At 59.7% G+C, this 26,121-nt stretch carries 24 protein-coding genes and 2 pseudogenes; 13 read left to right on the top strand and 13 right to left on the bottom strand.

The features are described 5' to 3' along the window. Window positions 1-282 precede the first annotated feature (282 nt). From XH84_RS23680 to XH84_RS23710, 7 genes are all read left to right on the top strand, one after another. Window positions 283-3,138 (top strand): ATP-binding protein, encoded by a 2,856-nt coding sequence (locus tag XH84_RS23680; protein WP_128921339.1) that lies wholly within the window; start codon window positions 283-285, stop codon window positions 3,136-3,138. Between the two features lie 200 nt (window positions 3,139-3,338). Then, window positions 3,339-3,803 carry a nuclear transport factor 2 family protein gene (locus XH84_RS23685; RefSeq protein WP_128921338.1) on the top strand — a complete coding sequence of 155 codons (465 nt, stop codon included), beginning with the start codon at window positions 3,339-3,341 and terminating at the stop codon, window positions 3,801-3,803. Window positions 3,804-4,550: 747 nt separating this feature from the next. Beyond that, entirely contained in the window at window positions 4,551-5,489 is a 939-nt protein-coding gene (locus XH84_RS23690; RefSeq protein ID WP_128921337.1) for a LysR family transcriptional regulator, read from the top strand. Window positions 5,490-5,589: 100 nt separating this feature from the next. Continuing rightward, a complete protein-coding gene (locus tag XH84_RS23695) occupies window positions 5,590-5,907 on the top strand; it encodes a hypothetical protein (RefSeq protein WP_128921336.1) in 318 nt (105 codons plus the stop codon). A 796-nt stretch (window positions 5,908-6,703) separates the two neighbouring features. Further along, a complete protein-coding gene (locus XH84_RS23700) occupies window positions 6,704-7,105 on the top strand; it encodes an SPW repeat domain-containing protein (protein WP_128921453.1) in 402 nt (133 codons plus the stop codon). 964 nt (window positions 7,106-8,069) lie between these two features. Next, entirely contained in the window at window positions 8,070-8,441 is a 372-nt protein-coding gene (locus XH84_RS23705; protein WP_128921335.1) for a hypothetical protein, read from the top strand. A gap of 825 nt (window positions 8,442-9,266) precedes the next feature. Beyond that, window positions 9,267-10,073 carry a YiiX/YebB-like N1pC/P60 family cysteine hydrolase gene (locus tag XH84_RS23710; protein ID WP_128921334.1) on the top strand — a complete coding sequence of 269 codons (807 nt, stop codon included), beginning with the start codon at window positions 9,267-9,269 and terminating at the stop codon, window positions 10,071-10,073. 184 nt (window positions 10,074-10,257) lie between these two features. On the opposite strand, the gene XH84_RS23715 is transcribed toward XH84_RS23710, so the two are convergent. The 5 genes from XH84_RS23715 to XH84_RS40955 form a co-directional block, all read right to left on the bottom strand. Then, the gene (locus XH84_RS23715; RefSeq protein WP_128921333.1) at window positions 10,258-10,452 is read right to left on the bottom strand and encodes a hypothetical protein; all 195 of its coding nucleotides are present in this window, start codon (window positions 10,450-10,452) and stop codon (window positions 10,258-10,260) included. 1,251 nt (window positions 10,453-11,703) lie between these two features. Next, the gene (locus tag XH84_RS23720) at window positions 11,704-12,249 is read right to left on the bottom strand and encodes a 4-hydroxylaminobenzoate lyase (protein ID WP_128921332.1); all 546 of its coding nucleotides are present in this window, start codon (window positions 12,247-12,249) and stop codon (window positions 11,704-11,706) included. 24 nt (window positions 12,250-12,273) lie between these two features. Next, entirely contained in the window at window positions 12,274-13,002 is a 729-nt protein-coding gene (locus XH84_RS23725) for a nitroreductase (RefSeq protein ID WP_128921331.1), read from the bottom strand. Then, complete coding sequence (locus tag XH84_RS40950; RefSeq protein ID WP_245471831.1) at window positions 12,978-13,181, bottom strand: hypothetical protein; 204 nt, start codon at window positions 13,179-13,181, stop codon at window positions 12,978-12,980. Before XH84_RS40950 ends, XH84_RS23725 begins: the two co-directional genes overlap by 25 nt. Window positions 13,182-13,251: 70 nt before the next feature. Next, window positions 13,252-13,392: a hypothetical protein gene (locus tag XH84_RS40955; RefSeq protein WP_245471832.1), complete on the bottom strand. Its 141-nt coding sequence runs from the start codon at window positions 13,390-13,392 to the stop codon at window positions 13,252-13,254. 275 nt (window positions 13,393-13,667) lie between these two features. Here XH84_RS40955 and XH84_RS23735 point away from each other — a divergent pair, with 275 nt between their 5' ends. Together XH84_RS23735 and XH84_RS23745 are read left to right on the top strand one after the other, a co-directional pair. Next, window positions 13,668-14,645, top strand: a complete 978-nt coding sequence (locus tag XH84_RS23735; RefSeq protein ID WP_128921330.1) for a LysR family transcriptional regulator — start codon at window positions 13,668-13,670, stop codon at window positions 14,643-14,645. Between the two features lie 404 nt (window positions 14,646-15,049). Further along, on the top strand, window positions 15,050-15,937 hold the full coding sequence (locus XH84_RS23745; protein WP_128921328.1) for a LysR family transcriptional regulator: 888 nt from the start codon (window positions 15,050-15,052) through the stop codon (window positions 15,935-15,937). 395 nt (window positions 15,938-16,332) lie between these two features. On the opposite strand, the gene XH84_RS23750 is transcribed toward XH84_RS23745, so the two are convergent. After that, the gene (locus XH84_RS23750; RefSeq protein WP_128921327.1) at window positions 16,333-16,746 is read right to left on the bottom strand and encodes a cupin domain-containing protein; all 414 of its coding nucleotides are present in this window, start codon (window positions 16,744-16,746) and stop codon (window positions 16,333-16,335) included. A gap of 1,295 nt (window positions 16,747-18,041) precedes the next feature. Here XH84_RS23750 and XH84_RS23760 point away from each other — a divergent pair. Then, complete coding sequence (locus tag XH84_RS23760; RefSeq protein WP_347338771.1) at window positions 18,042-18,836, top strand: COG3904 family protein; 795 nt, start codon at window positions 18,042-18,044, stop codon at window positions 18,834-18,836. Window positions 18,837-19,275: 439 nt separating this feature from the next. On the opposite strand, the pseudogene ku (XH84_RS23770) reads toward XH84_RS23760, so the two are convergent. After that, window positions 19,276-19,979, bottom strand: a pseudogene (gene ku, locus XH84_RS23770) (non-homologous end joining protein Ku); the annotation flags it as partial. Window positions 19,980-20,067: 88 nt separating this feature from the next. Next, the gene (locus XH84_RS41925; RefSeq protein ID WP_430641944.1) at window positions 20,068-20,301 is read right to left on the bottom strand and encodes a hypothetical protein; all 234 of its coding nucleotides are present in this window, start codon (window positions 20,299-20,301) and stop codon (window positions 20,068-20,070) included. On the opposite strand from XH84_RS41925, the pseudogene XH84_RS23775 reads away from it, so the two are divergent. Both XH84_RS23775 and XH84_RS41930 read left to right on the top strand, forming a co-directional pair. Further along, window positions 20,227-20,822 (top strand): annotated as a pseudogene (locus XH84_RS23775) (ATP-dependent DNA ligase). The gene XH84_RS41925 and the pseudogene XH84_RS23775 sit on opposite strands and share 75 nt — an antisense overlap. Beyond that, the gene (locus tag XH84_RS41930) at window positions 20,713-20,979 is read left to right on the top strand and encodes an ATP dependent DNA ligase (protein WP_430641945.1); all 267 of its coding nucleotides are present in this window, start codon (window positions 20,713-20,715) and stop codon (window positions 20,977-20,979) included. Before XH84_RS23775 ends, XH84_RS41930 begins: the two are co-directional and overlap by 110 nt. Before the next feature lie 225 nt (window positions 20,980-21,204). On the opposite strand, the gene XH84_RS23780 is transcribed toward XH84_RS41930, so the two are convergent. Continuing rightward, window positions 21,205-21,822 carry a cell envelope biogenesis protein TolA gene (locus XH84_RS23780; protein ID WP_128921325.1) on the bottom strand — a complete coding sequence of 206 codons (618 nt, stop codon included), beginning with the start codon at window positions 21,820-21,822 and terminating at the stop codon, window positions 21,205-21,207. 140 nt (window positions 21,823-21,962) lie between these two features. Between XH84_RS23780 and ligD the strand changes: the two genes are divergently transcribed. Beyond that, complete coding sequence (gene ligD, locus XH84_RS23785; RefSeq protein ID WP_128921324.1) at window positions 21,963-22,901, top strand: non-homologous end-joining DNA ligase; 939 nt, start codon at window positions 21,963-21,965, stop codon at window positions 22,899-22,901. 30 nt (window positions 22,902-22,931) lie between these two features. Here ligD and rnhB read toward each other — a convergent pair whose 3' ends face one another. From rnhB to ku (XH84_RS23805), 4 genes are all read right to left on the bottom strand, one after another. Beyond that, a complete protein-coding gene (rnhB, locus tag XH84_RS23790) occupies window positions 22,932-23,756 on the bottom strand; it encodes a ribonuclease HII (protein WP_128921323.1) in 825 nt (274 codons plus the stop codon). A gap of 338 nt (window positions 23,757-24,094) precedes the next feature. Next, on the bottom strand, window positions 24,095-24,511 hold the full coding sequence (locus tag XH84_RS23795; protein WP_128921322.1) for a hypothetical protein: 417 nt from the start codon (window positions 24,509-24,511) through the stop codon (window positions 24,095-24,097). 13 nt (window positions 24,512-24,524) lie between these two features. Continuing rightward, window positions 24,525-24,725 (bottom strand): hypothetical protein, encoded by a 201-nt coding sequence (locus XH84_RS23800; RefSeq protein WP_128921321.1) that lies wholly within the window; start codon window positions 24,723-24,725, stop codon window positions 24,525-24,527. Between the two features lie 452 nt (window positions 24,726-25,177). Next, a complete protein-coding gene (gene ku, locus XH84_RS23805; RefSeq protein WP_128921320.1) occupies window positions 25,178-26,110 on the bottom strand; it encodes a non-homologous end joining protein Ku in 933 nt (310 codons plus the stop codon). Between the last annotated feature and the right edge of the window lie 11 nt (window positions 26,111-26,121).

A 26,121-nucleotide genomic window follows, 5' to 3' on the forward strand; every position in this document is an offset into this window, starting at 1 on the left:
TTCCGGAGAGCGTCACCGGACCCGACGAGTTGGCTTCAGTTCGCACCGATGACGAGGAATGTAGGTCAAGTTCCCTAGCCTTTGCACCGACGGTGTCGAATTCAAGTATACAGCGTATGCTCTCGATTGCGAAGGGCAGCGCTTGCCCGCGTCTGCCACCCAGCGCTTGGAGGTTAGCGCGTTTCAATTGCGCACTGTCAGGCCGCAAGGTGATATAGGTCAGAGAAATGAAGGTGAAGACCGCATTACGGCGTGCGACCGAAAGCGGGCGGACGAGCGCCCATGGGTGATCGCGACAACCAGCGCCGCGGCGATTCCATTTCGTTTGGGCCGTTCCGTCTGATTGCGGCCGAAAGACTGCTGAGGAGGGGCGACGAGCCCGTTCAGCTGGGCGGCCGCGCACTCGATATCCTCATCACGCTCATCGAACGGGCCGGAGACATCGTCAGCCGCGAGGAGCTGATATCACACGTTTGGCCGGATGTGACGGTGGAGGAGGCCAACCTCCGTGTTCATATCGCCAATCTTCGAAAAGCACTTGGTGATGGCCGGGATGGTGCCCGCTACATCGCTAACGTGCCGGGCCGCGGCTATTGCTTTGTGGCCCCCGTCCAGCCTTCGACACAACGCGCCTTGTCCTCGGCCGCCATACCGGTCGGGGGCCAGACGCTGCCCGCGCGGTTGGAGCGGATGATTGGCCGCGACGAAACCGTCAAAACCGTATTTGCTGAAGTCGCTTCCAGGCGGTTCGTCAGCATCGTGGGGCCGGGCGGCGTCGGCAAGACAACAGTGGCGCTCGCGGTCACGCATGCGATGGCGAGCGATTTCGGCGACGCGGTCTGCTTCGTGGACCTCAGCGCTGTCCACGATGGAGCGCTCGTGGTTCCGGCCATCGCGTCAGCGGTCGGATGCATCAATCAGACGCAAGACTCATTACCGCGACTCGCGGCCTTCCTTGCTGACAAGCGACTTCTTCTGGTTCTCGACAGCTGCGAGCACGTGTTGGAGCCGGTAGCCTTGTTGACCGAGCGTCTCTTCCGCGAAGGGATTTCGGTACACATTATGGCGACAACGCGCGAAGCGCTGCGCGTCGAGGGCGAAAACATCCATATGCTTCAACCTCTCGACAGCCCGCGAAGCGAGATCGGCCTGACAGCAGTCGAGGCGCTCGCCTCTCCTGCAGTGCAGCTCTTTATGGATCGAGCAGCGGCCGGCGGATACCGGCACGACCTTTCCGATGATGAGGCACCCATCGTAGCGGGCATTTGCCGCCAACTCGACGGGAATCCGCTAGCCATTGAAGTTGTCGCCAGCCGCGCGGGCGCATATGGCGTCCGCGGCTTGGCGCGGCTGATCAACGATCGCTTGATACTCCATTGGCGGGGACGGCGCAGCCATCCTCGACATCAGACACTCCAGGTGACACTGGACTGGAGCTACAATTTGCTCTCGGAGTCTGAGCAGGCGATCTTTACCACGCTGTCAGTATTTGTCGGCTCGTTCACTTTGGAGATGGCACAAGCCATCATTGGCGAGCTGGACGTGCTGGAAGTCGCAAATGTGGTCGCAAGTCTGGTCGAAAAGTCGCTTATCTCGGTGTATCAGAGTGGAGACGCAAGCTCGTACCGACTTCTTGATACGACACGAGCTTATGCGGCGTTCAAGCTCTCAGGGCGGGGAGAGGAGCGTGCAATCGCGCGACGACATGCCCTCTACTACGCGGAGCGCCTAGCACCCATACGATCCAACATTTTGCAGAATCGAAACCTCTCCTCTTACTCGCGTCACGTAGGGGATATTAGAGCAGCACTCGAATGGAGCTTTTCGACGTCGGGCGATGCTTCGGTCGCGGTTGCATTAGGCGCCGGGGCGGTGCCTCTGTTCCTCGGACTATCGATGCTGCGCGAGTGTCGGCTCTGGTGCCAGCAGACGCTACGTACATTGTGTGATGAAGACCGCGGAACGACACTCGAGCTGGGTCTGCAACTATCATTGGCAATATCGTCGATCTACGTCCACGGTAACAGCGACGAGGTAGGAACGGCGCTAGAGCACGGGCTCAGCCTTGCTGATTCCTTGGGAGACTCCGAGCACCAATTGCACTTGCTGGCAGGCCTCAATCTGTTTCGCACTCGCCTTGCAGATTTTGGCGGCGCGCTGGCGGCAGCCGAACGCTATTTTGCGGTGGCCAAGAAAGTCGGCCGCCCGAGGGAGATTGTGGCCGCCGAGTGGATGCTCGGTGCGAGCTACCATCTAATAGGAAATCAGGCCTCGGCTCAGCACAATTATGAAACCGGGTTCGCGCGTGCAGCGAGCGCCGGCATAAGCCAGATACACTCCTATGGTTACAATCACCAGGTGAGGGCGTTGATTGGCGACGCACGAACATTGTGGCTGCGAGGATTCCCTGATCGGGCGGCCCGACGTGCTCGTCAAGGCATCGAGGTGGCTGAAAGACAGAACCACCCCGTCTCACTTTGCATTTGCCTTCTCTATGCCGTACCGGTGTTTCTGTGGAGGGGAGATCAGCTCATCGCAGAGGACCTCATCGAACGGCTCATCGCGTGTGCTGGCAAGCACTCGCTGGCGCCATACTATGCTGGCGGCCTGGGCTTGCGAGGCGAGCTTATGCTCGCGAGAGGGGAGACAATGCATGGCGTTGAGGCCCTACGTACCGCACTGTCTACGTTGCAGGATGAGCGGCAATATATCCTCTCGTTCGCATTTTCGCGGGCCTTGGCCGAAGGTCTCACTCGTAGCGGACACCTTGCAGAAGCGAACACCATCATCGATGCGCTCGTCACCGACGCTAGCCACGGCTCTGGGACGTTCGAACTACCGAATCTGCTCCGAGTGCAGTCGGAGGTGCTGTTGGCAGCGGCACCGGCCAATTGGCAAACGGCCGAAGCCTCGCTCATAAGTTCGCTCGCCTCTGCCCGTGAGCAGTCCGCGCTCAGCTGGGAACTGCGTTCGGCAATCGCATTGTGTCGCTTGTGGGTGGATCGTGGGCGCGCGGACGAAGCGCGTCGTCTCCTAGTAGAGCTCTACGAACGATTCACGGAAGGATTCGGGACGGCTGACCTGAGTGGAGCGGAACGCCAGCTTCGCGCACTAGGGGTCCGCCTCCCGCTTTGCTGAGGTTGCTTGGCCCTGGCAGAGTCGTCATCCGCTTTCTGCTAGCGCCGGCCGACCACAGGAAATAGTCGCCTGCTGAGCACGCGGCAGACCTTTTGACCGCTCAAGCTGAAAATTTACACTTCTTAACACCAATGAACGCGCGGCGAACCCGGCGTTGCTCCAATCTCTGGCATGATTCGGTGTACGTCGGAGAAATGGCCATGTCACGCGGCCCTCTACCACCCTTCACCCAGGGAACTGCGACAAGAAAGGTCCGGGTCGTCGAGGATAACTGGAATAGCCGCGATCCAGCCCGGGTGGCCCGTAACTACACAATCGACTGCTTCTGGCGCAATTGCATTGAGTTCCTGTCGGGTCGCGCTGCCATCGAGGTGTTTCTCGCACGTAAATGGGCGAAGGAACTTGACTCTCGACTAATCATAGAGCTCTGGGCCTTCACCGACTATCGGATAGCCGCGCGATTCGCGTGCGAATACCGTGACGACAGCGGCAATTGGTTTAGAGCCTATGGAAACGAAGACTGGGAGTTCGATACAGATGGCCTAATGCAGCGGCGCATCGCCAGCATCAATGAACATCCGATCGCCGAAGCGGACCGGATGTTCTCGTGGCCATTGGGGCGACGGCCAGATGACCACCCTGAGCTTAACGACTTCGACTTCTAGGCCCGCGGCTGGATCGTCATCTGAACATTCCTTGTAATCGCTACGGCAGCCGAAAATTAGCGCTCTCGCTTGCAGCGCGGAACTCACGTCGCGCAGCGATCATCAACCGCCGCAGCACTCCATCTTTTCGTCATCAGCGGCGCAATGGGGATTTACTATTACTTGCGACAATAAACTGGCCTCTCCACGAATACTGCGCGACGCTTCCACGTGTAATCAGGTCTTGCAATAGACACCCACTCCCCCGGCGAGAGGACATGATGTCTAGCAGGAATGGACAGATCGTGCCCGAAGTGCACAGCTGGATTTTTGGCATCATACCGACGGGCTGGCAGTCGGCAATAAGGAGCGTGGCCCTAGCAGCAAACCCGCAAGCCGCTTCTGACCTTGAGGCAGTACCGCCACCGCACGCCGGGTCGGATTATGGCGGCTGTGACGAACGTCAAGAAGCGCATGCCAGCTCGGCCGAACAGATCCACGAATACATAAGCGCCATATCTACCCGTCCGCCCATGTTGGCATCGTCGCGGCGATTAAGGGGGCGATGCGAAACACTGAGACATGCCCTTAGCCCGGCTCCCACAGCCAGCGCAAAGTTGATCTCCGCGTCCGAACCGATAGACCGAGCCGTTCCAACGCGCGCATGCAAGTGGCATCCATACGTCATTCATCGAGGTGCGCGCCGTCACACTGTCGAGAACAACAGCGCGTCAGCATAGACAGGAGCGGCGTCACGGAGAACAACCCATGGAGCTTTATCAAGTTCGCTACTTCCTCGCCGTCGCATCCACACTGAACTTCACCCGCGCAGCCGAGCAATGTAATGTCACCCAACCCGCCCTGACCAAAGGGGTGCAGAAGCTCGAGCAGGAGCTCGGTGGCCCGTTGATTTTCCGCGAGCGTCAGCTGACGCAGCTTACCGACCTTGGGAAGGAAGTCCTTCCGATGCTGGCGCGCACATTGGCCTCGGCAGAGACCGCGCGTCGCAGAGCGAAGGAGTTCCAACGCAGGGAAGTCGCACCACTGAAGATCGGCCTCGCCCCCTCTATCTCGGCGTCGCTCATCCTCGATCTGATCGCGGAGATCGCAAAATTTATCCCCGGACTTCACTTAGAGCTGCGCGAGGACACCGCGGAGAAGCTCGTCGACCTCTTGCTTGAGGGGGAGATCAACGCTGCAATAATCGGCGACGTGCAGGACTTGCCCGCCCGGATCGACGACTGGTTGCTGTTCGAAGAGCGCTATGTCGCGATTCTCGCGCCGACACACCGGCTCGCCAATCGTCCCTTGATCGGCATCGACGACCTCCGCAATGCGGTCTTGCTGGAACGCACCGGATGCGACGTCGCGCCGAAGATCCAACGGTCTTATTTCCCCGACGAACCGCCCCGCCTGGGCCACTGTAGCGGCCACGAGTTGCACCTGCAGCAGATGGCCGCGGCTGGCTTCGGCGTGGTGCTCGCCCCCGAGCACATGCCACGCCTTCCGACGCTCAAGACCATTCCGCTCGAAGGCGACCCGGTTTCACGGGAGGTGCGGCTGCTGGCTGTGCAGGGGCGCCGCTACTCGCCGGCGCTGGACGCTTTCGTCAAAGTCGCGCGGCTTCGCGACTGGTCGGTCGAAGTCCCCGGCCGGCACATGTCGCATGCAACGCTTCAGCAGATGATGGGGAGCCCGCCCGCATGATCACGACACGTAGGCCGCCGACCAACCGCTCCAACGCTCTTCTCCGATCGATTCTCGAACGAACAATTGGACTCTAACGTCCCAGTTGAGGAGACTTATCATGCTAACGGACGAACACTTTTTCCGGCTGCAGAGAACTACCGCCTGCGCGAGTGACCAACTGCCGTTGCAGGCGTCGGCGGAATCCCTGCGCGGCTTCAACGAGGAAGCCCATGAGGCAATCGATGCTATGGCAGCAGTGGTCGCGGATGCGCAGGCCGGCCTAAACTGGGTGCGTGTGGAACCGCTAGCTCTGGAAGAACTCCGGGAGGTGCTCGACAGCATCGTTAACAACGGTAAGCGAGCAGCTGACATCGTGCTTCGACTTCGAGGGTTTGCGAAAGAAGTACACAAACCGGGTGGAGTTGCCGATCACTGAGCTAATAGCGAGTGACCGAAGTAAGCGTTCGGTGTCAATCAGTTTCCAAATGTAGCCTTCATCGGCTGGCGCAAACTTTGCGCGGCTCCACTCTATTCCGCGCCTGCCGTCTGACGAGCTTGAGGCGGAATATCTGACCTTTAGTTGCCCGCTGGACAAGGGCACGTTGATCGCCGCTCGAGCCGCTGCTTCATCACTCGCAATGTCGCCAGATCACTTCGCAATGGCGCCAGCGAATGAGGCAACTAGATTAGCGGGCCCCCCTTACAAAAGGACGTGAATGAAGAAGCAGATCGGGAGGCGATTAATGCCGTTACTCGAGCGCCGGTGACGCGATCACGTCCAACGGACGCCAACTGGTGACGAGGAGGTCGCCTGATGGTGCAACTAGCGTCAAAAGCTAGCCCCCGGCATGACACGCGGCGACCGCAGCGAACCTGTTACGCTGAAGCGGATGGCGCATGTGTTGTCCGGGCGATTTTCCCAAGCCTTCCCGACGTCCATAGCAGACACGGAAAGCGTCGTCGCCTCCTGCGCCTGAAGTTCACTCCGCCCTCGGACTGGTAGTCAACGTTCGACGCCGCACTAGCCGCTCTATGGCGCCGAGCGAATGGAATGAAAACAATAACAATCTGGCATTTCTAACGGTCGGCATATCAGCATAGCCTTTGCGTCTAACCGGTCTAACCCGCGGCGGTTGCAAGCGGTGCTGGGCAGCAGGGAGCGGCGTGATGGCCGTCTTCTGTGGCTGCGTCGCGAGGACCCGTTTGAGCAACGCAGCACGTAGGAGCTATTGATGTCGTTCCGCTTTATCACCAAGGCTATCCACGCCTACCTGATCGATTATCCTGTCGCGATCGTCTTGATCGCAGCGCCGTTCGCGCTGAAGCTCGGTCAGGGCGACCCGACCGCAATGTGGCTTTCGGTTGTTGTCGGCGTCGCCGCGCTACTCTTGGCCGCAATGACCGACCATCCGACCGGGGTCGTCCGCATCATCCCGTATTGGTTGCACCTTTGGGTCGATCGAGCTGTCGGGGTGGTGTTTGCCATCGCACCGTTTGCCTTCAAATTCGCTGAATTCGACGCTCTCTACTATTGGCTCCTCGCTGCCGCTGTCCTGCTTACGACGTCAGTCTTTAACGCGCCCGAGGAGCCAGTCGCGACGCGTTCGGGAATAGCGAGGCGCACAGCCGGCTGAAGGAGGCGCTAGCGCCACCGAGGGTCGCGGCGGTGGCAATTTCGACCGGAAGGGCTCGGCAAGAGTGAGCGATTCTGACCTCCTCGGGGATTATCGTTGCCTTCGCTTAACTGCAAAATCGCCGCGCTCTACGACCCCAAAGGGTTAAGCGCGGGCCTCTCGCGGAACGGATGAACTGAGCTACTTTGCGCTCCGCTTGGTGCCAGCGGACTAGCCGATGGCCGGTGAATGGCACCAACGCCACAGGCGTTTCCTCCCTTGACTACCCGGGGCTCAAAGCGAGCTCCGGGCTCTTTTTTTTGCGGGAACGATCTGATGGAAAGGTGGAAAGCGAACTCCTCGCTAAGAAGAGCTACACCGCTGTGCTGCAATGATGAGACCAATGACGCGAGCTTGAAAGGGCAGCGAACGAGGTTTTGAATAGTGCGCAAGGGCCGCGAGGCTATAGAGCACGGACGGAAAGCCTTGTTTGGCCGCAGTCAGTCCGGTTGTGTTGTCATTTCGGCGCCGCGTCGCCCCAAACGGCAATGCAGAACAACTGTAAGACGCCCGGATCGAACCAAACCACGGATACTGCTCGCAGTGTCGCGTCTCGGCACGCGGGGCGAATGACAGGGGGGGGAATACGTCTCCGGCTCTCCGGCCTTCCAAAACTTTCTCTGTGCATCGTGCGCACCGCAGATTGGACATGTCCTTCTCTCTTACCTCGGTCGGGCACCCGGTCGGGGCGTCACGATCAAGATGGTCAAGATCGGCGCCTCGGCACGCACAACTTCGATTGGTCCAAGGGACGGGAACTCCAATCCCTGCAGGCTCTGCCGGTGGCATTCCTCGGTGCCGCACTCACGGCTCGGCAATAACGATCGTGTATCGACTCTATGGCCGGACGTGATTTCCCTCGCCAGCGTTGGAAGGTCATTCTCGCTGTGGTGGAGAGCCATTTTCAACTCAGACAGGAGCTACCATGAAGATTCAAATCCGCAGCCTCGCGATTGCGCTCGCAATTGCTGTTCCTCTCGCGCTGGCCGCCACGGCTAAGTCGTCTGCTGCGCCGATCAATGGCACGTCGATCAAGGCGGACACACCAGCCGTGACTTTGGATGTGCGCTATCAGGTGCGGCGGGCTCATCCCCACGCTTCTTACCGGGGCTATCCCGCCTATAGTTCGTACTGGGGTTATCCCGCCTATCGTTCGGATTGGGACTATCCGACCTATGACTCATATTATGGAGCAGATGGCTACGGATATTCTACTTCAGGTTGCTTGCCCTCACCTCGCGTCGCCGCTTATGCGACAGCGCCCTGGACCGACACGCCGACTTGTCCGTCGTATTAGTAAACTCCTCCGCGCTCCCGAAGGTCCGCGCGTGCGTGTCATAAGTCGGCGCCGGCCTCCAGCGGATCGGCGATCAGATCGCCGCCTCTCAACGGTGACAGTAATAATGAAGCGATCCGAGCATTGCTATTCCGACTGCTCTTGCGGCCGGTGGTGACCATGGCCGGCGGCGATTGCGGCTAGTCGTTACGCCAAAGCTTGGCGGCTTGCGGCTTCCTTGAGCCGCCGCTTGCGTGATGGAAAGTGGCCGTGGACAAATGAGGATAAATGCAGAAATGAACGAGCCTGCAGGGCCCCAGCCGGTCGACCCACGGGATGTCGCATGGGCAATCTAGCGAACTGGCTTTATCTTATCGGATCGCTGTGCTTTGTTCTTGGTACGGTGATCAACATGCTCCCGGTTTGAGGAAGGTCAACGTCTATTTGAGACATTTTTAGCGTTCCTCGGTCGTGCGCACTCGCTCTTGACATTCTAGGCGAGCCAAAGTCCTGGCCGCTAAATTAGCCCCAGGCACAGCCGTCAGACGCGCTGAGTGTCATCATTGGTCTCTTCGCTCCACTCCCGCGATCTCGCGGATGCACCCGGTGCAGAGCAGCGTCATCTTGCTGATGGACCTATAGCCCGCCGGAGGAGGTGCGGGATTCTCATCACTGGGGACGGCGGTGGTCAATTGTAAACTTTGGTATGGCCGTCTCAGACAAATGCAGCGCACTGATCGACCTCCGCGCAATGGCCCCGTCCGTCTTACGTGACTACGCTTGGATAAAGACCGGACAGTCGTCTGGAACCGCCATACAGGAAGCGCCAAAAACAAGGAAAGAGTGATGGGCTGGATGTTCGACAACGTCGAACGTTTGATCGCCCGGCTGCAGAAGCCGGCCAATCACTGTGAGACGCTCACCTCAGACGACGCGACGACGGCCTTACGTGACACACTTCAGCCCGGTGACGTCCTGCTGGTCGAGGGCAAAGGTCGTATTTCCAGCAGCATTAAGTATATCACTCAATCGACATGGTCCCATTCGGCGTTGTACGTCGGACCAATAGCGGGCGCCACAACTCGCGGCGAGCCGCACGTCCTGATTGAAGCCAATATCGACGAAGGTGTCGTGTCGGCCCCTCTGTCGAAATATTTGCCTTGCCAGACCCGCATCTGCCGACCAGTCGGCCTGAGCGAAGCGGACCGCGAAGTGGTCTGCCGCTACGCATTCGAACGCATTGGTCTCAGATACGATTTCAAGAACATCATCGACCTCATGCGCTACCTGTTCCCGTGTCCGCTGCCTCAGCGTTGGCGTCGCCAAACCATCGCGCTCGGCTCCGGCGATGCGAGCCGCATCATCTGTTCGTCGCTGATTGCGCAGGCATTCGAGGCCGTGCGTTACCCGGTCCTACCCAAGATCACATACATCGAGAATCAGTCCGCGCTGCGCGAAGTCGCCGCGATCCGTCATTCATCCCTCTACGCGCCGCGCGACTTCGATTTATCGCCCTACTTCATGGTGGTGAAGCCCACTCTCGCGCGCAACTTCAACTACAAAGACATGCAGTGGGCCGATCTTCTCCAGGTTCAAGCCGAGCAAGCCGCACCTGCACCGGAGATAGAACGCGCGATCGCGGCAGCGGCATAGCCCAATTTCCGGTGAGGTGACGCCAGACTATTGAATGCGAAACCAGTTGTGCTTTTGTCTTCAGTCGCCGTCGTGCTCTTTCAAAGGACTCGAATCCGACCATCGCTCCTCCGCAAATCCTTTGTCCGTTCTCAAAGCTTCAAAGCCAGCAGCGACCAGTCGGATGGCACGTCACGGCCAGCGGCTACTGACGCGCCGGTAGCTCTTGACCCGGCGCCCGGTCAATCGGTGGGTGTGGCCTCGCCAGCCCGACCGTTCCGGCCGGCGTGTTTTGCACGGTGCGGATATGCGTACTATTCAATGTCGTGATGTACGCGAGCGTAATCACGATGGCTACAGCAACACCAAACCAAATGACTGCCGTGCGATTGTAGTCCATTGGAACGAGCCTCCGACTACCTCCACCGGTTGCTATCTTACCCCGATGGAAGGCTAATCCAAGCCACCTCAATGGGCGGTGGCATGTCGGTCGCCGAGATCCCGCTCCGCCCCAGCGAGCATCTGCGATGCCTTCTCCCGAGCCTCTTCGGCAAACGAGGCGAGCCGATCCTTGAACGATACGGATTGCGTGAACCGACGAAGTGTGGCGCTACTTCCTTGCTGCGCTGAAGCGCCATGGGTCCTTAAAACCGGCGAGTGCCACCAGGCCGGTCGTGTAGCACTCAATTGAACGCTCCTCTAGACCAACAGGAATAGCTGAGTGAAATTGGCTCCGGCTAGGTCACTGGTCCATGACCTATTACTGCGCGAAGCAGTTTTTAAGTCGATCTACTGGCTTGGTCCCGTTCAAATTCCTTATGCCGCTCGTCAAACCAGAGGCGAAATATAGTGTCCTGCATTGACCCGGCCTTGATCGCGAACGCATCGCTTGCAGCACGATATCGTTCGTGGCGTGTCGAATACTTCTCAAAGATGCCTTTCAATGTATGTTCGGCATCGGGATTCTTTTGCATTACCCATTATAGACCGAGCATCAGAGACTAGGTAGCTGCTATGGCGCAGAGCGCTTACATTTGGGAGTGCGGCTAAATGAAGATCAGCCATGGCCGATTGCGGCTTCGAGGAATATGGCTGGAAGTGAGAGGTACAATCACCCTCGCGAGCATTTTTGTCTTGGAATAGAAACGAGAAAATTCGATCATAAGATGACAGCGCCGCCCTTTTCACACAGGCTGAGTCAGCAGCCGACATCTGCCCTGACTCAGCAATGCCGTTAAAGGGCTGACACGACCTAACATCACTTTTCGCGGGTGCCAGTATCATTGCACAAATTTGGAATACACTGCGTCCGAACTCGAAATATCCGCCTGAACGTCCCGATCGAACATCGGGGCGCCTTCAGATCGCATCGGCAAGGCCCACAGGTGCATTTGCGGCGGTGCCCTTCTCCGCCGGGCTCCGTGTTTTTTCGGCCACAGGACGTTGGATGTCTCGCGCCTCCCGGCCCCGCCGGCGAGCAGCCAGACCACCGTCGCGCCACGCAGATTCATAAAGGTGCTACCCAATGTTTCACCGAGCTCCGTCGGCAAACAAGGGCCAACGTCCGATACTCTTAGAATTGACCGGAAGATCCGCGTCACCACTTCATGCCAACGCCGATGTCGCCATTGACGCCGCCCGCGATGCGAAGTCAGCGATCAGGCTGAGCTTTGAAATCATAGGAGATTCGCCCGGCCGGCAGATAAAACAGGGCGATCACCGCGCCACCTCTTACCTCGGGATAGTGGCGGCTGCCAGGATCCGGCGCCGTCCAGCCAGGTCCTTGCCACCCCTGCAGGCCTTTCAACTCCGCGCCCTTGTTGAGCGGGACGACGAGGTTGAGCTCACCATAAGGATGACCGTGATATTGCCCACGCAATACGCCGAGATCGTCCTCGTCTTTGAACCGGCGCGGATCGGCGCTGTTCATGTAGACAGTAGTGATGCTGAACTGGAACGTTTCCGGCGTCGGCTCGAGGATGCGGCTGCGCCGGTAATTCGGGCCTGCGACCTCCTGGTTTGCCGCCCATCCCTCCTCGACGCCCACCTTGATCAGTCGAGCAAGATCCTGATACAGCGCGCTCTCTTCCCCGTATGTCTCGTTGAGCCAACGTTCCATCTTGGCGCCAGGTGTCATGTCCTTGACTTCCCGTAGGAACGGAATGCTGCGCTGAATCAAATCTTCTCGGCTTCCCATGGCCGTCTCCTTTTTCGATTGGGTTTACGCTTCGAATCCCACGAACGTGGCGAACTCATCGACTTCCGCCCGCGGCATTAACCTGTCCATCGTGGAAACCTTGGCACGGCCGATGGAGATGCCACACACCACCATCTGCTCCTCCGGAATCGACAGCAGCGAACGCAGGATTTGGTGATACTTCGAGAACGTCTCCTGGGGACAAGACTGAAGACCACGGCCCGCCGCCGCTAGCATCACGTTCTGCACGAACATTCCGAGGTCGAGCCAGCTCCCAATTTCCAGTCGGCGGTCGATGGTCACGATCAATCCCACCGGCGCGCCGAAGAACGTGTAGTTCTTCGCGGTCTGGTAGCTCCTAGCCTCGACATCGGCTTGAGCAATCCCGAGCGAGCCGTAGAACAATCGTCCGAACTCCTGTCGCCGCCGCAGATACCGATCGGGTAGATCGCTGGCGTAGTATTTGTATTCCGACACGTGCTCGTCGCTGGAGGTTTCGTGCGCTTCCAGCAGCGCCGCCGAGACCCTGTACTTGGCCGCGCCCGCAAGCACATAGACGTGCCATGGCTGGATGTTCGCACCACTTGGCGCGAACCGCGCCACACGCAGAATTTGCTCGATGGTCCGCCGTGGAACCGGAGCGTCGCAGAATTCGCGGCATGCAAACCGGCCGGCTATGATCTCGTCGATTCGGGTTTGCACGACAGCATCTGCCTTACATTCGCCGATCAGAACTTCCTCAAGAGCGGACATCTTCCCTCCTCCATCGTCCTGAACGCTTTCTCTCCCGGGATAGTCGCAAGCAACTGGTAGTAGTCGAACTTGTACTTCGGCTCCTCCGACGACTTGACGCGGAAGCGATACATGTCGCGGACCAGCCCGCCGCCCTGGCGGATCCGGCCATTCTTCGTGATGAAGTCGTTTACAGGCATTTCCCGCATCTTGGCGGCGACGGTCGGCCCATCTATTGTGCCGCAGCTTCGACTGCCTCGAGATAGTGCATTACCGCCCATAGGTGCCGGCATGGATCATGGTGGGGACTTTCTGGGTCTTCTCGATGAAACGCTTCGACCATGCGCACGTCTCGTCATTGAAATCCCAATAGAACGCCGAACTGAGCATCAGGCCCTTGGCACTCTGCAATCCAATACCCTTGGGCCTTTGACACCGGACACCACGCTGGATTTCATGATCGGTTCCTCCAAATCCGATACGGAATAATGACGGGATTGGTCGGCTGCGGAAGTGAAATTCTTGCAGATTGATCCTGAACCGGCTTCACATGACGATGCTGAGGGTACGACAGTAAAGCTCCTGGAAAATCCGATCGGTTGCATCCAACGAACCAGCTGGCTTAACTGCATACGATCCCAATATTCCGCCGAGGCGAACGATCCGCCACACAAAGGGCTCTCAACGTGTCAGTTTCCTTCAAGACGTTGGACCTGAACCTGCTCAAGGTGTTCGACGCGGTTATGGAGGAGCGCAGCGTGCTGCGGGCCAGCCAGAAAGTCGCTCTGAGCCAGTCCGCCGTAAGCCACTCGCTTGCGCGACTGCGCGAGATGCTGGAGGACGAGCTGTTCGTCCGCACTGCCGCGGGCATGCAGCCGACGGCGCGCGCGTTGACCATGGCCCCAAAGGTTCGTCAAGCGCTACGATCGCTGGAAGCAGCGGTCGAGCTGCCGACCTTCGCTCCGGCGACCTCCACCAAGCCGTTTACGCTCGCCGCCAACGACTTCACGACGATGGTGCTGGCGCCGCCGCTGCTCAAGATATTGAGCCGCGAGGCTCCTTCGATAGACCTCACCATCAAACCAGTGACGAGGATCGATCTTGCCGAGCAAATCGACCTCGCTCGCATCGACGTTGCGATCGGCGTGTTCTCGTCTCCGCCGAGCCGCTTTCGCACGGCTTTCTTGTTCGAATATGACGATGTGCTGATCGTCGGTAGAAAGCGCAAGCTCGGGCGGCTGGACAACGAAAAGCTTGCGCGCCTGCCGCTGGTCGTTGTCTCGTTTGGAGGTGAGCAGGAGGGAGCGATCGGCGGCTACATCTCCGAGCGCGGCCTCGCCAGGCGCTCGGAGATGTACGACCGCGTAGCCCTTGAGCGAGCACTGACCGAGAGCGATCGGCCGCCGCGGATCGCGGTCTCATTGCCGCATTTTCTTGCGCTGCCGGCGCTGCTGGTGGATTCAGAACTGGCGGCGATTGTACCCCGTCCACTCGCAAAGGCGCTCGCGCAAAACCATGCGATTGCGAGCTATGAGCTGCCTTACACGACGACGCCGGTGGAGGTCCGGCTGTTGTGGCATGAGCGTGTCGAAGGCGAGCCGTCGCATGATTGGCTTCACGAAACCCTCCGGCGCGCGGCCGAGGACCTCAGGCGCGAGCGCTAGAAGATCGCTGCGTCGGTTATCGAGCAGCCACTGTGCCTGATCTCGACACCCGCCTTCCAGGCGCTCAGACAGCTGGTCGAATGCATTTAGCAAAATCCTCTCGCATTCTTTCTTCGCGGTGAGCGATCCTCACCGTGGTCTTGCCCGGCGGGTCATCTGACACGACACTCTCAGAACAGCTCTCGTTAAGTTGTCTTTTTCGCTCCAAGGATTGGGGCGGCTTCAGCCGTTTCGCCCACCGTGCGCCGTACGTTTCGGCCGCCCTGGCCTTGATCGCCCTCGTCGGGCTACACACCAGGTGGCGCGAGGATCACCGCCTTATGCGGCTCGCCACTCATTCGGTTTTGGAATAAGTTGGATCCGGGACGAGGCTCGAACATAACCTAACTTCGCGCGAAGACCAGATGACTGATCGACTCCTTGCTCTAACACTCTTCGTCCGTGTCGCACATACCGGTAGCTTCTCGCGGGCCGGCAAGGATCTCGGACTTTCGCAACCTTCGGCGTCTCGGCTCATCGCTTCGCTCGAACGCGAGGTGGGCGCTTCCCTCTTCGCGAGATCTACAAGGGCCGTTGTGCTCACCGAAGCCGGGGCAGACTACCTCGCAAAGGTCGAGCCCGCGCTTGCAATTCTGGAAGAAGCGACCCAAGCGATTCACGGCAAGGGCGTGCTTCGGGGTGTCCTCCGGATAGGCTTGACGCCTAGCATGGCGATTCGGGAGGTCATACCGCGACTTCCCGCCTTCATTTCGAAGCACCCCGCACTGCGGATCGATTTGGCAATGGACGACGGTCGCCAGGACCTCATCAGGAGCGCGATCGACGTAGCGATCCGGTCCGGAAAGTTGGAGGATTCCTCCGCGACTGTAAGACGGGTAGGATCAAATCCTCTGCTCATCGCCGCCTCGCCGGCCTACCTGAAACGGGCTGGGTACCCGAAGACGCCGAACGATCTCTCCGGACATCCCGTGTTGATTGGTGTCCCGGGTTCGAATGGCGTCTGTTTTTTCGAGAAGAACGGAAGAACCGTTTCCACAAAGGTGGAAGCTCCTCTGTCCGGGAACATCAACGAAGCGGCCGTGGCCGGCGGCGTCGCCGGGATCGGGATCGTGGCCTGCAGTCTCTGGGGCTGTCGCGCCGAGCTTAAGTCGGGCGCGTTAGTGCAGATCCTCACGGATTGGAACATGGGCGCCGCGGACGTCAACGCCATTTTCCCAGCCGGACGCGGAGCGAAACTCGCGGCGCGAGCGTTCGTTGAACATTTCGCGAAGAACCTCAAGACCAATCCGTGAGTCCTGCCGAGCGTCGGCCGGTCGTCGTTCGCACGGCGCGAATTCGTGGAATGTGCCCAGCATCCGACGAGAGCATGTGGCGCACGCGTTCACTACGACTGCTTCAAAAGTCATCTAAATGCGCTGCGCAGCTCAGCGGCACCATTTGCATCGTGCCGAGGGCCGCGCGAGAAGATGATGCGCTCAGGCTCCCAGGACAGCATCGTCTGGACGGGCGCCTCCAATCCATGCCGGTGTCGCCACGATGAAATTCAGCCATAGATCACAGGACACGCCGCTGAACGGCGGTGCCATTCCGACGATCGGCGAGCGCGTGCAATCAATCATATGGCTCGGTCGCGAGCGCAAGGCGTCCGGGCCCGCGCGGGCGCACGGTCACGAACGCCGCGCCGTTCCTAGGGGAACGCCAGGCCGAAAGCGGCCGGATCGGGCTGCTCGCCGTCCCTTGGGACCAAGAAGCGCTCCAACCCACCTGGCACGAAACTGACCAGCAGGGTCGCTTGGTCGCCAATCACCTCGATCGTATGCGGCACATCGCGGGGAAGAGCTGCGTAGGCGCCTGGCCCCACCTCGACGCGAGCATCGCCGACCTGCGCGACTAGCTTCCCCTGCACCACGTAGAGCAGTTCGTCCTCGCGCGTGTGGGTGTGCAGCGGCGGCTCCTCACCGGCCCGTACTGTCCACAGGATAGTGCCATATTCGCCTCCAGACTCGCTGCTCTCCACTTTCAGCTCGATGCTCGAGCCCCCGCTCAACTTCACCGTCTTGCCGCCCCCGGACGGCGTGAGAACCGGCCTCTTTACTGGCATTTATTGCCTCCTGATTGTGGATCTTGTTAGCGTGTCGAAGTGGCGGCGTAAGCAATGGCTCGCACACTGCGAACAAGGATGACGGTGCCGCCGCCGCCGGATAAAGGGAAATGCCCAGTGGCTATTTATCCAATAACCATTTGTCATCGATTTCAATTCAGATGCGATCGCATCGCAGCGGTTTCGCCTTCTGCGGCTGCTGTGGCTAGCTCGCGCATCTTCAATCAGTGCGTTTGTCCATCACATTCAGATTCTGCCGGGACCTGTCCATACAGTTGACGAAAGTCGCGGAGAAAGCCGCTGCAGCTCCCACAATCGACCGCGCGATCTACTTAACTTAAATTTTCTCGCGGCGAAGCATGCCGGCTGCACGCTTCATCCAGATTTGACCGAGCGCGGACTGCCGGACTGCTAAGACATCCGTCCCACCACTCCCCGAAACCATGCAGATAGCGCTGGTGAGCTGGTTGTTTAGCCCGTTGAAAGCGATCCACTCTGAGCCGATTGGCCGTGCCTGCCACCTGCACAATTCGGCGGTGCATCGGCTGCGCGTTTATCGTCAAAGCGTGATGTATTCCCGCGAACCCTTCCGAGCCGATCAACCACACCTCAACGAACTCTTGCGTCCCCACCTTCGCACCGACCGACACTAGGCCAGTCTCTATGAAATAGACGTGCGCATGCGAACGCCGTAGCGATGAAGAACTCTTTTCGCCAGCGGCACCTCGAAGCGCGAAACACCTGTCAATCAGCGTTCAACCTTGGCTCTGACCGCGCCATGAGGAGATGCGACCTTCCCATCAGTCGCAAGGCCCTCGTGGGCAGGGCCTAAACCTTAGTGTATTCTTCTCAGCGAAAGGTCTGGTGAGGATCAACCTCCGCGCAATGGCTTGGCCCATCTGTCGGAGGCTACGCTCGGGTATAACGGCCGATGTGTTGAGCGGCAAGTGAACTAGGAGGGGTTCATCAATGACAACAATGGGTGCAACCGCATTTTCGGGTTTTGCTCGTAGGACTTCTCAGTTTGTCTCCGACTTCGCCAGCGTCTTTCACAACCTGATTATGGACGTGCGCGACAGCTACCGACCCGGGCTGCACCGCATTCGTGGCCCCGGCCCGAAATGGCGCGCCAAGCATCAGTCCTGGCTAAGATTCGATTCTGGATCTGTACCGACGACCCGGCAGCACCAGATGTCTCCGGTGTACGCACGCCGTTGTAACGCCGCTCACTCCACCCGATAGACAGCCAGGGAGAGGGATACATGCTCGCTCGCCGAGCGGCCACCCGAGATCGCATGTTGCTCAGCGCCGCCGCCCGTTTCGTCGCATTGCTCGGCCTGATGGCTATGCTGGGCGCTTCGGCGTACGCCGACGTCGCCCTCGAAGAACGCAAATTGCCGATGAGGTTCAGCTGGGTCACTTGCCAACCGAATTGCCGGGGCTGGGTCAGCGCGGTCGGCATCGTCACCGCCGAGACTCCAGGGGACTTCGATGAATTCGCGCGCCGTCATCAGCTCAAGGGCGAAACTGTCGTGCTGGATTCTAGCGGCGGCTCGGTCAACGACTCGATCGCGCTCGGACGCCGTTTCCGAGAGCTCGGGATGTTGACGACCGTAGGGGTGAGCGTGCTTACCCACAGCGCACGCGGCGAGCGCGCCAACGTGTCGCCGGAGGCCTACTGCGAGTCCATGTGTGTTTTTCTGCTATTGTCGGGCAAGTTGCGCTACGTGCCAGAACAGGCGCACGTCCGCGTACATCAGATCTGGATGGGTGACCGCGCTGACAATGCGCGCGCCGCGAGCTACAGCGCAGAAGATCTCATGACCGTGGAGCGCGATATCGGACGTCTCGCCAAATACACCTTCGACATGGGTGGCGCGGGTGACCTATTGTCACTGTCGCTAAATGTTCCGCCGTGGGAAGATTTACACGAACTGTCCCGGGAGGAATTGCGAGTGACTAATCTCATCACTAACGACAAAGTTGCTCAGCTGGGCAGCCCCAACGCAGCGGTGGTCGAGCTGACGTCCAAATCGCTACAGGGTCTCTTCGTGAGCATTGCGACAGCGGCGTCCGCTGGGCAAGAGTAGCGAGTAGTTCTTTCGAAGGTACGCCTCCAGAAATGTCAAAGGGCGTCGCTGTTTCCTAAGTGTCAGAAACCGTAACGTCTTGAGCTACCCTGCGTTTATCCCTCGAAAGCGGCCATTCCATAACCGCTCATTCCGCGAATTGCCCAAATACAGTCCCTCAACTTCAACTGATAAGCTTTGTGTAGTCTCGCTTCACTTCAACGATTTGCGAGGCACTGCCATCACGTTGCTGTCGGAAGCCGGCTGCACTCCCCAGGAGATCGCTACCATCACGGGCCATTCGCTAAAGTACGTGAACCATATTCTTGAGAAGCATCTCGGCTCGGAAAGCTATCGAAGAGTTCGAGACTTCGCCGAGCGCCCAGCTCATGCGCGAACTAAAGGCAGCGGACAGCATGAAGCTTTCCGATGCACCGACGGTGCCTCGGACATCGACCGCCTAGGCCGACTTCCGCCGTTGGCCCGTGGCGGGCTTCTTCGCCGAGGCTTCCTTCGCCGGCTTCTTGCCGGCGATCGGCATCAGCATCTCCTTTTGACCGGCCGAGGCCTTGCGAGGTTTCTTGGCAGGCTTTGCCGGCTTCGCCGGCGCGGTCTCCCGACCTACGCTCTGCCGTAACGCCTCCATCAGGTCGACCACGTTTTCGCCTTTGGGCCGCTCCTTCGGGCGGATGGTTTTGCCGGCGCGCTTCTGGTTGATCAGGTTGACCAGCGCAGTCTCATAGTGATCCTCGAATTTTTCGGGGTCGAACGTGCCCGTCTTTTGGTTGACGATGTGCCTTGCGAGGTCGAGCATGTCCTTGGTGACTTTGACGTCCTGGATCTCGTCGAAGTACTCCTGCTCGGAGCGGACCTCGTAGGGGTAGCGCAGCAGTGTACCGACGAGACCCTTCTCCAACGGCTCGAGCGCGATAATGTGCTCGCGCGGTTGGCGAGAACCACGCGGCCGATCGCCACCTTGTCCATCTCCCGGATGGTCTCCCTGATCACCGCAAAGGCGTCGTGACCGACCTTGCCGTCGGGACGCAGGTAGTACGGACGGATCAGTTAGCGCGGGTCGATGTCTGCCTTGTCGACGAACTCGTCAATCTCGATGGTCCGCGTCGACTCCAGCGCCAGCTCCTCGAACTCCTCCTTGGTGACCTCGGTGGCGTCGAGGCAACGCAACAAGGATTCGGCGGTTCCGGAACGATTCGAACTGTGCCAATTTGAATCGGCCGTAGCGTGGAGTTAGTCAGTGGCGTTTCAGCGTAAAATGCCGGCGGCCATCGGCGTCAAAGCGCGTCTCCCTGGCTTCATCGAACCGGCCCTGGCCACTTCGATCGAGAAGGTGCCGTCCTGAGAGCGCTGGATTCACGAAATCAAGTTCGACGGCTACCGTATTCAGGTCCATCTGGCCAATGAGACGGCGAAGATCTTCACCCGGCGCGGCCACGATTGGACGCATCGCTTCAAGAAGGTCGCTCATGATGCCTGGCGGATCAAGGCCAACTCGGCGGTGGTGGACGGCGAGATCGTGGTACCGGCTGCCGACGGCACGACCGACTTTTCGTCCTACAAAACGAGCTCAAGGGCAAGTCAAAGAGCATCGTGCTTGTAGCGTTCGATCTGCTCTATCTGAACGGCCGCGACATTCGGAAGCTGCCGCTCTTTCAGCGCAAAGCCGCACTCAAGAAGATCCTAGGCGGCACCGACATCCAGTTCAGCGAAAGCTTCGAGATCGACGGCCGCGAGATGTTCGCGCACGCCTGCAAGCTCGGCCTCGAACGCGTCATCTCGAAGGTCCGGGGCAGTACCTACCCGAAAGGATGCACGAATGATTGGGTCAAAAAAACCTGCGTACAGCGTGAGACGCTGACCATTGCCGGCTTCGCACTCGATGGACGGCATCTACGTCGGCCGGCGCAAGGGCGACGATCTGGTCTATGCCGGCAAAGTCGACCACGGCTTCGACAAGGTCTCGGCCGCCGATCTGCAGAAACGGCTTAAACCCCTCATCCGAAAGACCCAACCATACACCAAGCGCATCGGTCACAAGGGCATCTGCGTCGAACCCAAGCTTCTGGCCGAGATCGAGTATCGCGCGAAGTCGGTCGAGGGAAAGGTTCGCCACCCCTTCTTCCGGGACCTGCGGGAGGACCTTTGATGGATGCGTTCGATCGCTTCTGGCAGTGGGCGAACAAGGCCCCGAAAGTCCGTTGACGATTCCGGCCGAGCTGCATCAAGCGGTCATGGAGCTCGCTCCCGAGGACCGAGGGGACGGCACCACGGTGAACCGAGCCGCAGCGCGCGCACCAGACCCCGAACGATGATCGCTTGACGGCAACCCTTTGCCTTCCCTCGGTGCCGCCGAGCAAGAACTGCCAAGAAACTAACTCCGCGCACGCTGCAGCGCAGCTTCCAATCGCTCCCTCTCCTTATTCCAGCGATCGTCTTCGGTTTGCGATCTCCTCGCGAGAGCCTCAACCTCGGCCTGGATGGCGGCAGCTCGCTTCGCGTGCTCCTGCTCCGCCTTGTCCAGCGCAGCCTGCGCCTTGTCGACCGCCTGCTGACGGCGCTCACGTTCTCTCTGCCTGGCGGCCTCCTCCCTCGCCCGTTCACTCTCCCGGCGCCTCTCCTCCCGTTCGTAGGCAAGCGCAGCCTTCCGCTCGGCCGTCTTGTCGACGAGACGTGAGGAAGGCTTCTTCGCAATTTGGCTCTTCGATTTGCGCGGGGCGTTCGTTGATCTTCTGTCCCCGCCGAGATCGGAGGGCAGTTCGGCTTGCTCACTGAAGGATCGGTTGGATCCGACCGGGCGCCTGAGAACGACGCCCGGCTTCTTCATGGCCGCAGCGATGACGTCCGGATCGTCGCTTTCCTTCGCCGCGCCCTGGTGGAAGAGATTGCTGTTGGCGCCCCAGGCTTCGAGGGCCGCTTTCATGGAAGGAGCGGCGATCGCCAGATCGAAGAAACCCAGCGAAGTCTGAAAGGTTTTCAGTTTTCTCGCCATCGGTCTGATCCGCCCTCCTTAATCGAGCGTCAACGTCGCATGCCACGGAGCCTGCGGAACACGACGCGGCCCCGAAGCGTTCCCTAATCCTTGAAGGACGTCCATGCATTTCGCAACGTGCTCTTAAGGATTGGCCTCGAATGAGCCGGACGTCGACCCTGCCCAAGCGCCTGCAGCCGATGCTCGCTACGCTCACCGACGCGCCGTTCGACGATCCCGGCTGGGTTTTCGAGGACAAGTATGACGGCTTCCGGATGATCGCGGAAATCCGGCGAGGCAAGGTTGCGCTCTACAGCCGAAATGGCAACATCATCAGCCGCAGCTATATCGAGGTCGCCAAAGCGCTGGAGGGCGTGAAGGGCGACGCCGTCATCGACGGGGAGCTCGTCGCGATCGGAAAGGACGGCGTCTCGCATTTCCAGTTGCTTCAAAACGCGCTGCGCCATGAGGCGAAGCTCCTGTATTGCGCCTTCGACCTCATGTTCGAAGACGGTGAAGACCTGCGTGCGCTGCCGCTCCTCGAGCGCAAGAAGCGGCTCAAGGCCATCTTTCCACGCCACAAGCTGATCGCATTCAGCAATCACCGCAAAGGCAAGGGAACGAAGTTCTTCGCAGATGCCGAGCGGAGACATCTCGAAGGCATCATGGCCAAGCGCGCCGATAGCCCGTACGCGTCCGGACGCCGGACCGCCGACTGGCTGAAGGTGAAGACCGCGCAGCGGCAAGAGGTCGTGATCGCCGGCTTCACGGCGCCGAGGCGAACCCGGCCTTTCTTCGGCGCTCTCGTCCTCGCGGTACGCGAAGGGGATGCATGGCGGTACATAGGCCACGTTGGCACCGGCTTCAGCCACCAAGTTCTCGAAGAGCTTCACGGCAAGCTCATGAAGCTCAAAACCGCCAAGTCGCCGTTTCCTACCAAGGTGAAGGACGAGCGGTTAACGACCTGGGTGCGTCCTGCGTTGGTCGCGGAAGTGAAGTTTGCCGAGTGGACCGAGCTGCGCCAGCCGGTCTATCTCGGCCTGCGCTCCGACAAGAACGCGAAGGACGTCGTTCGCGAAAAGAAGTGGTCGCGAAAATAGCACCACTGAGACGAAGCTGACGATCTGGAGTCAGCCGGCGGGCCGCTCGGATGCCGAAGGCCAGGGCGGCAGGGGCGGCAACCCGAGAGCCTTACGTACGGGTCCGAACGATCTCCGGTGAGCTGCGCATGCACCAAGCCTGGCGAGCGCCCCATAGTGAGCCGGCACGGGATAGCCCTTGTGATCTGCGAATCCGTAGCCGGGGTGACGCAGATCGAGCGCCCGCATGACGCTGTCGCGCTCGACTTTCGCGAGGATGGAGGCGGCCGCGATGCTGGCGGACTTGGCGTCGCCTTTGATGATGGCCTGCTGAGGGATGTCGATTTCCTTCAAACGCTTCGCATCGATCAGCAAGTGCTGCGGCGTCAAGCCTAGCCCCCGGACCGCACGCTGCATGGCCTGGATGCCGGCCCAATAGATGTTGATCGCGTCGATCTCTTCGACCTCCACGAACGCCACACTCCAACTCTCTGCCTTTTCCTTGATCTCCTTCGCCAGTTCCTCGCGAGCGGCAGCGTCGAGCTTCTTCGAGTCATCGATTCCAACAATCCGCGTGCCAGGTTTCAGGATCACCGCGCCCGCGGACACTGGCCCCGCAAGAGGGCTCATTCCGGCCTCGTCCACGCCTGCCACGACACGATGGCCGCCTTCCCAGAGAGAGGTCTCAAAGCGCAGCATCTTGCGGAGGCGCTGCCCTTCGGACCTATTTTCAAAGCGGCGTTTATCGATTGAAGCCAGAATGGCACGCGCTCCGGCGCGGGTGTCGGCCCGCAAGATCTGCTCGACGCTGGCCTCGAGCGGTCTTTTCTCGACGACATAGCGCTGACGCAATACATCGAGTGAGTACTGGGACATTATGGCCTTCGTGAAGATTGACTGTTGGGGATCGTGTCGGTGAACTTTATGGCGATTGTCTGAAGTAGCTATACAGCCTCACCGACCGCGCAACGCCCTCTCAAAAGGAACCCGGCCAGCTCTCCCGCGCGGGTTCGGCCTCCATTTCCTCGCTATATTGTCGCTCGCCGGCTCGGTAGAAGGACCCGTGCTCAGTCGCCGTCCCGAGTAGATCGGGGCCGGCATGGCCGCAAACAAGGTAACGGCGGTACGCTTGGGGCTGGGGAGGCAGATCGATATTCCGGGACTATCAAACCGCTGCTCCCATTTGGCGGATTTTTCTTCCCTCATTCGCTACCTCAAGACGCGTTTGCTCTTGCCCGTTCGCGCGCCTCGCGCCGACGTTCACGTCTTTCGCGCCGTCGCTTGGCACGATCGGCGGGCTGCCGGAGCGGAGGAACAGGCGCCGACGAGGTCGCACTCGTCTCCAGAACTGGAGGCGCCTCAGCCCTTTCCAAGGCCGTTGGCCGCGCTTCCATCAATTCGAGCAACGCCCGTCCTTTGGACGTGATCTTCCATCCTCCGCTTATCCGTTCGACCAATCCTTGTGAGAAGATGTCGAGGTCGGGCACTCTCGCCGCGAGGCGCCTGGTCCGGTCCGCCCAGTCGCGGCCACTCGTTGCCAGGATGGCCATATCCCTCTTGAGGTCCTCCATCACGGCAAAGCCGTCCGGATAAGCTACCAAAATCTTCAGGACGGTGACTTGAAAGTTCACGCCCGCCCCGCGATCAGCGCCACATCGTCGGCGCGTGCGAGAGGGCGTCGCGACCAACCTGTTTGAGACCCTCGGGAGAGATTTCGCCTCTCGTCGCAGCCTCTAGGATTTTCGACGCGACGTGGGCACGTGCCCCGGTCTCCCGGTCCGAGACGCTTTCACAGACTTCATCGAGAATCGTGCGCAAAAGCGCGGTGGTTGCCATGTCGAACATAAGCTGCCCCCTGAGGGAAAATCTAATCCTAGCGCGGTTTCGCACGCTTGAGGATTCAAGAATGTTAAGCTTGCCGATGGTGCGCTGCACCCATGGTTGCGTACCGCGCCGATGGATTGCCTCTGCAGGTCGAAGCCCGCAAATCGAACTGATTGGGCTGAAGGCGATGCTACCAAACACTCCCAAGGGAAAATCACGCGAATTGATAAACTTCCCAGCGGCGCGCAAAGCGCACAAGACGCTATTTCAAATCGCGAGGTCGACGGCTCTATGCGCGGTTGCTTCGGCCTCGCGGTCCGCCGCCGTTCTGGCGTTGCGCACCGACCGGGCCGCCATTAGGCGGCTGACGAGATGACCTCGTATAACGTCGTCGAGATGGGAATCGCCATTCGCCGGGGCTGCCGCGGACGGCTAAGTAGTGGCCATCGGCATCACCGGATGCTTCACGACTCCTAAGCCGACTTCCGCTGCGGCTTGGCCGCCGGCTTCTTCGCCGCGGTCTCCTTCGCCGGCTCCTTGCCTGCGATCGGCATCAGCATTTCCTTCTGCCCGGCCGCCGCCTTGCGCGGCTTCTTGCCTGGTTTCTTCGGCGGCTCTGTCGCGGCCGCCCCCTCTCTTCCGATGCTCTTGCGCAGCGCGTCCATCAGGTCCACGACGTTCTCACCTCGAGGACGCGCTTTTGCGGTGATGGGTTTGCCCGCGCGCTTCGCGTTGATGAGATCGATGAGGGCGGTTTCGTACTGGTCCTCGAACTTGTCCGGCTCGAAATGGCCCGCCTTCTGATTGACGATGTGTTTGGCGAGATCAAGCATGTCCTTGGTAACTTTGACATCCTGAATGTCATCGAAATACTCATCCGCGGAACGAACTTCGTAGGGGTAGCGCAGCAGCGTGCCCATCAGTCCCTTGTCGAGAGGCTCGAGCGCGATGATGTGCTCGCGATTGGTCAGTACCACGCGGCCGATTGCGACCTTGTTCATCTCGCGGATGGTTTCCCGGATAACGGCGAAGGCATCATGCCCGACTTTACCGTCCGGACGCAGGTAGTAGGGGCGAATGAGATATCGCGGATCGATCTCGCTGCGGTCGACAAATTCGTCAATCTCGATGGTTCGCGTCGATTCCAGCGCGACGTTCTCAAGCTCCTCCTTGGTCACCTCGATGAAGGTATCGGTATCAACCTTGTAGCCCTTGACGATGTTCTCGTTATCGACCTCCTCGCCGGTGTCGGCGTCGACCTTGGCGTACTTGATCCGATGGCCGGTCTTCCGGTTCAGCTGGTTGAACGAGACCTTTTCGGATTCCGACGTGGCCGGATAGAGCGCGACCGGACAGGTGACGAGGGAGAGACGAAGGAAGCCTTTCCAGTTGGCGCGTGGGGCCATCGGGGGGGGAA

The sequence above is a fragment of the Bradyrhizobium nanningense genome, assembly GCF_004114535.1.
Taxonomy (GTDB): domain Bacteria; phylum Pseudomonadota; class Alphaproteobacteria; order Rhizobiales; family Xanthobacteraceae; genus Bradyrhizobium; species Bradyrhizobium nanningense.

Coding starts and splice junctions, on each gene's coding strand:
- XH84_RS23680 (WP_128921339.1), top strand. CDS start 283: ATGGGTGATCGCGACAACCAGCGCCGCGGCGATTCCATTTCGTTTGGG.
- XH84_RS23685 (WP_128921338.1), top strand. CDS start 3,339: ATGTCACGCGGCCCTCTACCACCCTTCACCCAGGGAACTGCGACAAGA.
- XH84_RS23690 (WP_128921337.1), top strand. CDS start 4,551: ATGGAGCTTTATCAAGTTCGCTACTTCCTCGCCGTCGCATCCACACTG.
- XH84_RS23695 (WP_128921336.1), top strand. CDS start 5,590: ATGCTAACGGACGAACACTTTTTCCGGCTGCAGAGAACTACCGCCTGC.
- XH84_RS23700 (WP_128921453.1), top strand. CDS start 6,704: ATGTCGTTCCGCTTTATCACCAAGGCTATCCACGCCTACCTGATCGAT.
- XH84_RS23705 (WP_128921335.1), top strand. CDS start 8,070: ATGAAGATTCAAATCCGCAGCCTCGCGATTGCGCTCGCAATTGCTGTT.
- XH84_RS23710 (WP_128921334.1), top strand. CDS start 9,267: ATGGGCTGGATGTTCGACAACGTCGAACGTTTGATCGCCCGGCTGCAG.
- XH84_RS23715 (WP_128921333.1), bottom strand. CDS start 10,452: ATGGACTACAATCGCACGGCAGTCATTTGGTTTGGTGTTGCTGTAGCC.
- XH84_RS23720 (WP_128921332.1), bottom strand. CDS start 12,249: ATGGGAAGCCGAGAAGATTTGATTCAGCGCAGCATTCCGTTCCTACGG.
- XH84_RS23725 (WP_128921331.1), bottom strand. CDS start 13,002: ATGTCCGCTCTTGAGGAAGTTCTGATCGGCGAATGTAAGGCAGATGCT.
- XH84_RS40950 (WP_245471831.1), bottom strand. CDS start 13,181: ATGCCTGTAAACGACTTCATCACGAAGAATGGCCGGATCCGCCAGGGC.
- XH84_RS23745 (WP_128921328.1), top strand. CDS start 15,050: ATGACTGATCGACTCCTTGCTCTAACACTCTTCGTCCGTGTCGCACAT.
- XH84_RS23750 (WP_128921327.1), bottom strand. CDS start 16,746: ATGCCAGTAAAGAGGCCGGTTCTCACGCCGTCCGGGGGCGGCAAGACG.
- XH84_RS23760 (WP_347338771.1), top strand. CDS start 18,042: ATGTTGCTCAGCGCCGCCGCCCGTTTCGTCGCATTGCTCGGCCTGATG.
- XH84_RS41925 (WP_430641944.1), bottom strand. CDS start 20,301: ATGAGCGACCTTCTTGAAGCGATGCGTCCAATCGTGGCCGCGCCGGGT.
- XH84_RS41930 (WP_430641945.1), top strand. CDS start 20,713: ATGGACGGCATCTACGTCGGCCGGCGCAAGGGCGACGATCTGGTCTAT.
- XH84_RS23780 (WP_128921325.1), bottom strand. CDS start 21,822: ATGGCGAGAAAACTGAAAACCTTTCAGACTTCGCTGGGTTTCTTCGAT.
- ligD (WP_128921324.1), top strand. CDS start 21,963: ATGAGCCGGACGTCGACCCTGCCCAAGCGCCTGCAGCCGATGCTCGCT.
- rnhB (WP_128921323.1), bottom strand. CDS start 23,756: ATGTCCCAGTACTCACTCGATGTATTGCGTCAGCGCTATGTCGTCGAG.
- XH84_RS23800 (WP_128921321.1), bottom strand. CDS start 24,725: ATGTTCGACATGGCAACCACCGCGCTTTTGCGCACGATTCTCGATGAA.
- ku (WP_128921320.1), bottom strand. CDS start 26,110: ATGGCCCCACGCGCCAACTGGAAAGGCTTCCTTCGTCTCTCCCTCGTC.